The sequence below is a fragment of the Pseudoalteromonas shioyasakiensis genome, from assembly GCF_022398475.1.
GTDB lineage: Bacteria > Pseudomonadota > Gammaproteobacteria > Enterobacterales > Alteromonadaceae > Pseudoalteromonas.
Map to the genome: position 1 here is coordinate 1 of NZ_JAKEVM010000156.1, position 9,739 is coordinate 9,739.

Sequence of the window (9,739 nt, forward strand, 5' to 3'; positions counted from 1 at the left end):
GTTTTAAATTTATTCAAAATAAAGCCTAAAAAGTATGAATTTAAGCTGAAATGCGGAAAAAAGAGAAAATTTATTGCAGGCGTATTTTAATAAAAAAGCGCTTATGAAAACGCTCATGTTAGGCTAAAAGTTAAGCTAAGCTCATTCATGGTATTTACGAATAACCGCTATCTTGCCATCTTCTATTTCGAGCACATCCATAATGGTCTGCGTGTATTCAATTTCTTGCTGGTTTTGTGGGTGTATACCTTTAGCATGATGGGTATAACGTAAAGCAATGGCAGAATCATTAAAAATAAAGGTATCGAGTAAGTTTGCTTGATATTCAGTGTGCGCCCCAAGGTAAAAAGTCATGCCTTTACGCATCATCGCTTTGCCATCTGGCTCCCTTGAATCATCTGTTTGATAAGGTAAGTGTTGGTTTGCTACATCGTCAGTTAATAAAGCTAAAAAGGCTTCTAACTCTTTGTTGGTGGCATTGGGTGCTTGTGTTGCAACCATGGTATTAAAGTACTGCTGTGCTAATGCTGTGAGCTCTAGGTTAACTTGCTTTGCTTGGCTGCTAAATGTGCTGAACAGGCAAATAGCTAGAAAATAAAGGTGCTTCATCGTTATTCCTTGTGGTTTTAGTTATTGACTAATAATCAAACTACGCACCTAAAATAACGACAAAGCATCGAACTATCAACAATTTAGTTTTAAGCTGTTTGTGGCTTTGGGATCTCGCGTTTATCTAAATAGCCGCTGTATCGTGTTGCAATTAACGCCGCTAAACTGATGATAGCGCCAATCCAAGCAGTGTCTTGCAATGAGTAGTTTTCAACGACAACACCACCTAACACTGAACCTAGCGCAATCCCGATATTAAACGCTGCAATGTTCAACCCTGAGGCCACATCGACGGCATTGGGTGTGAACTTTTCGGCAAGTTTAACCACATAAACTTGCAGCCCAGGCACATTACCAAACGCAAATGCCCCCCATACAAGTATGGTCAGTACCGCAGCGACTTTTGATTGCATGGTAAAGGTCAGCACTAACAGCACAATACTCAAAGCACTAAAGATAATGGTCAGCGCACTAATGGGGCCTTTTTTATCAGCTAATTTACCGCCATAGATATTGCCAACAGCAACCGATACCCCATATACCAGCATAATTAAGCTAATGGTGGCTGATGCAAAACCAGTTTGCAGCTCTAAAATGGGCGCTAAATATGTAAAGGCAGTAAATGTGCCGCCATAACCAAGTATGGTCATCAAGTACACCAGTAAAAGCCTAGGTTGCACCATTACTTTTAGCTGCTCACCCAAAGTCGCCGGTTTACTTTGCTTTAAGTTGCTAGGAATTAAAAACGCGCTACCAACAAGTGCAATTAAGCCCAGTAAAGACACTACTAAAAAGGTCGCTCGCCAACCAAAGTGCTGACCAATCCAAGTCCCTAATGGCACACCGGTTACTAATGCAACCGTTAACCCCGTAAACATAATCGCAATGGCACTGGCTTCTTTATCTTTACTGACAAGCCCAGTAGCGATCGTTGAACCAATTGAGAAAAACACCCCATGGGCAAGGCCTGTTAGAATCCTTGCGGTGATCAAGCTACCATAACTAGGTGCTTGCCAAGCCAGTAAATTACCAATTACAAATAGGCTCATTAAGCTAAGTAATACATGTTTTCGATTCCAGCGTCCGGTAAGCGCGGTTAATACTGGCGCCCCCACCGCAACCCCTAATGCGTACAAGCTAACAAGTAGTCCGGCACTCGGTAACGAAACCGCTAAATCATCAGCGATGGTTGGCACTAAGCCGACAATCACAAACTCAGTGGTGCCTATGGCAAACGCACTGAGAGTTAACGCAAGTAATGCTATTGGCATCACATATCCTCTGTTTAATTTTGAAAGTGCGGCTATTGTGGCTAAAATTAAATTTGCAAAAAATAGCAGTAGTGACAAAATACTTTTGTCAAAAATGAAAAGGTAAAACCATGAGCGTGATCTCCAACACCCAAGATTTAGAAGCATTTATTAGCGTGGTTGATACCGGCGGGTTCTCAAGTGCAGCCAATGCATTAGATGAGCAAGTAGCAAAAATATCACGGGCGGTAACTCGGCTCGAAAAATCCTTAAACGTTACCTTATTCAACCGCACTACAAGGCGCATTGAGCTGACCGAAGAAGGTCAGTTATTTTTAGGCTATGCTAGAGAAGCACTGAGTCAGCTCGCACAAGGCGAAGAGGCCTTAAAGCTTTTGCACTGCGCCCCATCAGGAAAATTAAGAGTCGATGCTGCAAGCCCCTTTGTGTTTCACCAATTAGCACCACATTTAAAAGCCTTTAACCAAGCTTACCCTGATATAAAACTCGAAATCACCAGCCACGACAACATTATCGATTTACTCGAGCATAAAACCGATATTGCTATTCGTATTGGCGAACTCGCTGACTCAAACTTGCATGCGCGCACTTTGGGAGTTAGCAAACTACAGCTCGTTGCCAGCCCTGATTATTTAAAAGCGGCACCGCCATTAAACGAGCTAACCGACTTAGCCTCGCACCAGCTTATTGGTTTTACCGATGCGCCGCATTTAAATCACTGGCCGCTAACCACACCTTTAGATCTTAAATTTTCAATCAGTGCATCAAGTGGTGAAACTGTGCGCCAGCTTTGTATTCAAGGTCACGGCATTACCTTGTTGTCGGAATTTATGATCAACGAAGATTTAAAAGCAGGCCGTTTAGTAAAAGTGCTCGAAGGCGAGGTACTGAGCCCTAATCGCCGCGAAAAAGTGCATGCGGTGTATTATCAAAACAGCGGTGTGTCATCACGAGTATTAGCGTTTTTAGACTTTATAGCACCCAGGTTAACGCTTTAGTTTTTGCACTTTTAACAAAAGTGTTTTGTGATTAGTGGCATTAATTTCATAAATAATTTTCGTTATGCTGAAAGCATATTCGCTTTCAAGGAGCCGTAATGAACAAATTATTCGATACTGTACAACTTGCCGGTCATACATTAAAAAACCGCATTGTTATGCCACCGATGACCCGCTCTCGCTCATCACAACCGGGTGATATCGCCAATGAGTTAATGGCCGACTACTATGCACAACGTGCGAGCGCTGGCTTAATTATCAGCGAAGGCACACAAATATCAGCCCTAGGTAAGGGTTATGCTTGGACACCGGGTATTTACACTGCCGAGCAAATTGCCGGTTGGAAGAAAGTAACCGACAAAGTTCATCAAGCTGGTGGCATTATGTTCGCTCAGCTTTGGCATGTTGGCCGAGTATCTCACCCAAGTAACACAGGTGGCGAGCAACCAATCGCGCCATCTGCTATTGCAGCTAAAGACGTAAAAGTTTTTATTGATGAAGATGACAAACCTGACTTTGTTGCCACAGCACAGCCACGCGCAATGAGCCATGACGACATCAAACAGGTTATAAACGAATACCGCCAAGCAGCCCGTAATGCAGTTGATGCAGGGTTTGATGGTATTGAACTTCACGCTGCTAATGGTTACTTAATTAATCAATTTATTGATTCAGAGTCAAACCAACGCACTGATGAATACGGCGGCAGTTTAGAAAACCGCTTACGCTTTTTACAACAAGTGACACAAGCGGTTTGTGATGAAATTGGCGCTGAGCGTGTTGGCGTGCGCCTTGCTCCACTCACAACCCTTAATGGGACGGTCGATGATAACCCATTTGAAACCTATATTGGCGCAGCAAAAGTACTCAATGAACTCAACGTTGCTTACCTGCACATTGCTGAAGCTGATTGGGATGATGCGCCTTTAATGGAGCAAAGTTTTAAGCAAGCACTGCGTGAAAACTATGCAGGATTAATGATTTATGCAGGAAAGTACACTGGCGAGAAAGCAGAGCAAGCATTAGCCGCAGGCTGGGCTGATTTAATAGGTTTTGGTCGCCCGTTTGTTGCAAACCCTGATCTGCCAGCACGTATTGAGCAAGGTATTGAACTTGCGAAGCATGATCCAGATACCTTATTTGGAGGCGCTGCTAAAGGTTACACTGACTACCCTTTAGCAACGCAGTAACGCGCTAAAAAAGGTGGCTCGTCAACCAAAAGCTCAATACAATAAAGCTGATGTTGGCGAGCGCTCTTAACCACCAAGGAGCAGAGCTAAACTGGAGTTGGCTGTACTTGCTTACTAATACCAACACGCCCATCACAGTAAACCAAGGAGTAAAAAAGAATAGTGGCTTTAACTTCACTAAACTCACCGCTAAATCGTGCAGCGCCCCACTGACAGCAAAAGTCAAAACAAGGGCACACCAAGCCGGCATAATGTCATTGCAAGGCTTCATCACATACCGAGATAAGTAATAGCTCCACACCGGATTCCAATATCGCCAAAATAAATAAAACGAGCTAGCACCCAGCGAGCGTATCAGCATATTGCGCAACGAATCTTTATGGCCAAGAGGCACACCTGTACGTTTTTTAACGTATTGAGCAAGGGTAATAGCTGCAGACACAGGATTTCTCTTTTTTACTAATGACTCAATTAGACTACTAAACAACCAACAAAAGAGAAACCAAAACAAGGCTTGAAATTGTAACGGTTTATGAAGCGTGCAGATCTAAGGCAAGTGATGAAGCTGAGCTAAGCACTCAGCTTCATTAAAATCACATCTTACTTTTTACTTTATTAGTCGCTTGGCTGGTGGCTGGGTCGTCTGGCCAAAAATGTTTTGGATAACGCCCTTTCATTTCTTTTTGCACATCGCGGTAACTCGTTTGCCAAAAGTTAGCTAAGTCTTGAGTTAACTGTAGCGGTCGCCTCGCTGGTGATAATAGCTCCATTAATAATGGCAGTTTACCTTGCGCTAGCAAAGGCGTGCTGGTCATGCCATACACTTCTTGCATGCGTACACTGAGCTTCGCAGGGCCATCGAGCTGATAGGTCACTTTTACATTTGAACCACTTGGCACCGTTAATCGCAAGGGCAGGTGTTCATTCAATAAGCTTTGCTGCTGCCAATCAAAACAGCTTTTAATCGCTTCGCTGTAATTGAACTTTTTTAATTGTTCTAGGTTTTTAATATCATCCAAATAAGGTGCAAGCCATTGGCTATCGGCAATTAAATCATCATGATTTAAACGCGGAAATGACTCTGGTAACAGCTTACTTGCCAAGCTCATTCGAATAAGTAACTGCTCACTATCGGGCTGTTCATTAAATATCGAAAAGCCCCGTTTACTAAATAAATTTAACCAAGCTTTGGTGCGCTCGTTTTTATCTAGTGGCTGTTTACTTGGTTGACTCGCTATGGTGATGGCACCCAGCTTGAGCTCATCTTGATGGATAAAACGCCCTGCTTTTTCATCGTATTCGCAGCGAGTTTGCTCAGTAAATAAATGGGAAAGCTCATCTTCAAGCTCACTTGGCAAAAAGGCAACAGCGGCAAAAACACGGTTTCCCTTATGACCGCCCATATGCGCAATGGCAATATAGTCATCGTTATGCCAAAACTCCTCACTTAAATCGGCGCCTGCACCATTGGCAAGTAAATAACCATTACCGCGCTTTTTGGCTAGGCGGTCTGGAAAAGCAAGCGCCACCAGCAGCGACAAGTACTCTGTTTTAAGCTCATTAACCGGCTTGAGTTGCAAGCGCGATAGCCAATAATTTAATTGCTGCTTAAATACTGGGTGCGGTTTGCTGTGCTGACTATGTAATGCCAAATTAAGATCAGCTGGCATACTGATGCGGCTTTCAAGCAGTGCAGTTAAATACCCCGCTAATACATAAATACCAGACATGCGCTGCTCTAGTTGCTTTGCCTTAATGAGCATATGCGAGAGGCGAATATCGGCTCCATAGCTCAGCATTTGGCTGCCAAGGGGTGTTAGCTTTTCATTTTCATCAATGGCTTCGAGCATTTTCAAAAGTGCCGTTGCCTGTTTAATCTGCTGGCGACTAGGTGGGTCGAGTAAGCTAAGCTCAGCAAGTGATGCCCCCCACTGCTTTGCCTCTAATAACAACTGACTAATATCACTGGTCAGAATTTCTGGCGCATCATGGCTGTTACGGCGCTCAAAGGTTTGCTTAGAGCCTAGTCGATACACAACCCCCGGCTCAATTCGCCCAGCACGACCAGCGCGCTGTATGGCAGAAGAACGAGAAATACTTTGCGTAACAAGCTCTGTAACACCGGTTTTTAAATTGAAATTGGCAGCACGGCGTTTGCCGCTATCAACCACAATACGTATTCCTTCAATGGTCAAACTGGTTTCAGCGACATTGGTGGTTAATACCACTTTGCGTTTGCCATTTTTAGCAGGCGCGATAGCAGCTTGTTGCTCGTTTTTATTTTGCTCACCATACAAGCTAAATACTTCGACGCTATCACCTAAATCATTTAAAGACTGCTGAACGCGCATGATTTCACGCTGCCCTGGTAAAAATACTAAAGCACTGCCCGTTTGCTCACTAAGCGCCTGTTTTATTAGTGTAGGTATGTCATCGAGCCAACGGCTTTCGTCTTTAAGTGGAATATACACTTCATCAATGGGGTAGCTTCGACCTTGTGATGAGATAATAGGACAGCTGAAAAACTCACTGTAACGATCGCCATCTAGGGTTGCCGACATCAGTAAGATTTTTAAATCATCGCGAAGTGCCGCCTGTGTTTCGAGGGCAAATGCCAAAGCCGTATCTGCGGCAATTGAGCGCTCGTGAAACTCATCAAAAATAAGTAAGTCTACATCACTAAGCTCTGGGTCATTTTGCAACATACGCGTCAACATGCCTTCGGTGACAATTTCGAGTTTAGTTGTAGAACTTACTTTTGATTCACCACGAATGCGTAAGCCGACACTGTCACCGACTTTTTCATTCTGCTGACTTGCCAAATACTGGGCAATATTGCGTGCAGCCAGTCGTCTTGGCTCTAACATAACAATGCGTTTAAAGTGCCCTTCGCGCATTAGGGTAAGAGGCAGCCATGTCGATTTACCCGCTCCCGGTGGCGCTTGCAATAAGGCCATTGGGTTACTCTGTAATGTGGTTAACAAGGATTGATAAATATCTTGAACTGGCAGCACGTTAGGTATCTCTTACTTTCTTTTCACGCATTGTATCAAAAAACTAAAAATTGCGATGGCTATAGGCTTATTTTCTATCTCGGGCTTTAGAAGTGAAAACATTGCATTCTGCCAGTTTAGACTTATTCTTGATTAAACGACCAAACAAAAATCAGAATAAGGAATTAACTTGTTCAGGATTTACACCCGTATTTTAATCACCTTGCTACTGTTAGTTTTCCCGTTTCAAAAAGCGTTTAGTCAGCAAAAAATTACGGTTGCACTTGGCAATACACTACCACCTTGGGTCATGGTTGAAGACAACACAGGCATAATTCCTGACTTACTTCGTGCGACACTCGGTGTTCACGGTTATCAAATACACTTTGTCTACGTTCCCTATGCAAGGCGGATCCCTTTGTATACTGAGAACTTAGTTGATGTTGTGTCTGATATTAATGAAAAAGTTATCGAAACCCATCAAATGAGCGGTTACTTTTCAGATATTGCTTACAGCTACGAGAACTTCGCTTTTAGTCTGGCCAAGCAAAACCTGCAGCTTAGATCTATTGCACAATTAAAACACTTTAGTGTTCTTTCATGGCAAGGTGCAAAAGAATTACTCACACCAGAATATCAAGCAATGGCCAGAGAAAACCCACAATACGCAGAAACCTATGATCAACTTGCACAAGTACAGCTTTTGTATCGAGAGCGCTACGAGGTGATCCAGATGGACGGTAAAATTTTTGATTATTATCGAGCATTAATTAATATCAATGACGAAATTGATGTCTCTAAACCTGTGCAACGATTTGCGTTGTTTGGCAAAAACCCCAGTGGCTTTTTATTTCGAGACGAAGCCTTAAGAGACCTGTTTAACGAGAACTTGCGTAAACTAAAATCAACTGAAGAATACACGCGGATAATCAATCGCTATACCTCTAAGAGCCACTAAGTATCTAAAAACTAGCGCAACAGAAAATATTACAGGCTGATTCTAAAAACTACGTAGTAATTGCAAACTTATAAATTCCACTCATTATATGTAAAAGCATAAAACAACTATAAATCAATCAGTTAACAAAATTCACCAAATTGGTACAGCGATTGCTCTTACTAAGATGAATGTTTAACAAAGTAAGGAGATTATGATGAACAGCGATCGTTTAGAAGGCAATTGGAAAGAGCTTAAAGGTAAAGCACAACGTAAATGGGGTGACCTTACCGATGATGATTTAGATAAAATTGAAGGTAGCCGTAAAGAGCTGATTGGTAAGCTTCAGCAAAAATACGGTAAATCTAAGGAAGAAGCTGAGCGTGAAGTCAGCGACTTTGAAAAAAGCCATTAATTTGAGCAATCAATAAAGCCGCTAATTGCGGCTTTATTTATCAAGCAGGCTCATGCTTTGCTAAATCGACTTCAGCAACCGTTTGATTTTTACCTTGCGATTTAGCGCGGTAAAGCCGTTTATCGGCAATGTTCAAACAGTGATCCACGCTCTCATCAGCAACGCGCACGTACAAGCCAATACTTAAGGTGACATTAAAACGATGCTGGCCGCTCGTAAATGGCTTTTCAGCAAGCTTCTTATGGATTTTTTCAGCTACTTTTCTGGCTCTAAGCTCATACCCTGTTGGGATCACTATTAAAAACTCTTCGCCGCCCCAACGGGAAATAACATCTTCTTCTGTGCACACTTCTTTAAAGACATCAGCGAAAAATATTAGCACCTCATCGCCCACTTGATGACCGTAGGTATCGTTGATTTGTTTAAAGTTATCAACATCCATCAGCAAGAACACAGCCCCTTCGCCAAAGCGCTTATCTTGCAAGCATTCAGTTGCGTAGCGACGGTTAGCGAGTTCAGTCATCGCATCAGTACGTGCAAGCTTTTGATTAAGCTTAAGTTGTTCCATTAACTGCAAACTGTATTTGTTGCGGTAATATTCGTAGAAGCCAGCCAAAATACATAAAATCGAGAAACACAGCATGACACGTGTCGGAAAGTAGTGACTCGGATAACTGTAATAACCAAATTGATCGGTAAAATAGAAAAGCACCGAGATAATACTGGCAAGCAAGATAAGATCGAACGCTCCGCGCTTTAAGCCACGAATAAAAAATGTCACAGGAGATACAATAAACAGCCATAACGGCCCAGTGCCATTGCTCCCCCCAGAGACAATTAAAAAACACATCATCGAATAGAGGGCGTAGAGCATAAGTACTGCGATGGTTTCGTCACGATTTTTAATGACGAAAGGTGAGGCAAACACAAAGCCGCCAATAATCAATAAATAGCTAAGGGCATGGTAACCATCTTGATAGCTGGTGATCGCCATTAAAAACGAGGTAATCGAACCAATAAATGCAAAAACACGTAAAAATCGTGCTTTATCTTTGTCACTTGCATTCACTGTATCAATCACAATTTCACCTTAGATTTCTTGATCAATCTCAATAATACCAATCCGCAATAATACTTAATCATTTTGAGGGATTAAACCTGTCGCTACCTGCGTTAAAAATTTCTGATTTAGAACAACTAAATAACGAAATTTTTGCCTTGTTATCAACGAGGTTTTATTGCCTCAAAATAGACCACTTTATTAAGCGAATTGGTATAACTTTAACACAAATATATAAATTAGAAGGAATTTGCCAGTATTAAAAC

At 42.3% G+C, this 9,739-nt stretch carries 9 protein-coding genes; 4 read left to right on the plus strand and 5 right to left on the minus strand.

All coding sequences use genetic code 11. The annotated features are described in order from the left end of the window. Nucleotides 1–141 precede the first annotated feature (141 nt). Both L1D51_RS18725 and L1D51_RS18730 read right to left on the minus strand, forming a co-directional pair. On the minus strand, nucleotides 142–609 hold the full coding sequence (locus L1D51_RS18725) for a nuclear transport factor 2 family protein (RefSeq protein ID WP_055197891.1): 468 nt from the start codon (nucleotides 607–609) through the stop codon (nucleotides 142–144). An 89-nt stretch (nucleotides 610–698) separates the two neighbouring features. Continuing rightward, nucleotides 699–1,880 carry an MFS transporter gene (locus L1D51_RS18730; RefSeq protein ID WP_239964494.1) on the minus strand — a complete coding sequence of 394 codons (1,182 nt, stop codon included), beginning with the start codon at nucleotides 1,878–1,880 and terminating at the stop codon, nucleotides 699–701. A 110-nt stretch (nucleotides 1,881–1,990) separates the two neighbouring features. Here L1D51_RS18730 and L1D51_RS18735 point away from each other — a divergent pair, with 110 nt between their 5' ends. Then, nucleotides 1,991–2,878 carry a LysR substrate-binding domain-containing protein gene (locus L1D51_RS18735; RefSeq protein WP_105175293.1) on the plus strand — a complete coding sequence of 296 codons (888 nt, stop codon included), beginning with the start codon at nucleotides 1,991–1,993 and terminating at the stop codon, nucleotides 2,876–2,878. 98 nt (nucleotides 2,879–2,976) lie between these two features. Then, on the plus strand, nucleotides 2,977–4,068 hold the full coding sequence (locus L1D51_RS18740) for an alkene reductase (RefSeq protein WP_239964495.1): 1,092 nt from the start codon (nucleotides 2,977–2,979) through the stop codon (nucleotides 4,066–4,068). A 4-nt stretch (nucleotides 4,069–4,072) separates the two neighbouring features. Here the strand turns inward: L1D51_RS18740 and L1D51_RS18745 are convergent, their stop codons facing one another. Both L1D51_RS18745 and hrpB read right to left on the minus strand, forming a co-directional pair. Continuing rightward, nucleotides 4,073–4,510 carry a membrane-bound O-acyltransferase family protein gene (locus L1D51_RS18745; RefSeq protein ID WP_055020663.1) on the minus strand — a complete coding sequence of 146 codons (438 nt, stop codon included), beginning with the start codon at nucleotides 4,508–4,510 and terminating at the stop codon, nucleotides 4,073–4,075. A gap of 151 nt (nucleotides 4,511–4,661) precedes the next feature. Further along, complete coding sequence (gene hrpB, locus L1D51_RS18750) at nucleotides 4,662–7,082, minus strand: ATP-dependent helicase HrpB (RefSeq protein WP_239964496.1); 2,421 nt, start codon at nucleotides 7,080–7,082, stop codon at nucleotides 4,662–4,664. A gap of 169 nt (nucleotides 7,083–7,251) precedes the next feature. On the opposite strand from hrpB, the gene L1D51_RS18755 reads away from it, so the two are divergent. Both L1D51_RS18755 and L1D51_RS18760 read left to right on the plus strand, forming a co-directional pair. Then, nucleotides 7,252–8,019 carry a substrate-binding periplasmic protein gene (locus tag L1D51_RS18755; protein WP_239964497.1) on the plus strand — a complete coding sequence of 256 codons (768 nt, stop codon included), beginning with the start codon at nucleotides 7,252–7,254 and terminating at the stop codon, nucleotides 8,017–8,019. A gap of 196 nt (nucleotides 8,020–8,215) precedes the next feature. Further along, complete coding sequence (locus tag L1D51_RS18760; RefSeq protein WP_055020660.1) at nucleotides 8,216–8,413, plus strand: CsbD family protein; 198 nt, start codon at nucleotides 8,216–8,218, stop codon at nucleotides 8,411–8,413. Between the two features lie 40 nt (nucleotides 8,414–8,453). Here L1D51_RS18760 and L1D51_RS21835 read toward each other — a convergent pair whose 3' ends face one another. Beyond that, the gene (locus L1D51_RS21835) at nucleotides 8,454–9,494 is read right to left on the minus strand and encodes a GGDEF domain-containing protein (RefSeq protein WP_055020659.1); all 1,041 of its coding nucleotides are present in this window, start codon (nucleotides 9,492–9,494) and stop codon (nucleotides 8,454–8,456) included. Nucleotides 9,495–9,739 lie beyond the last annotated feature (245 nt).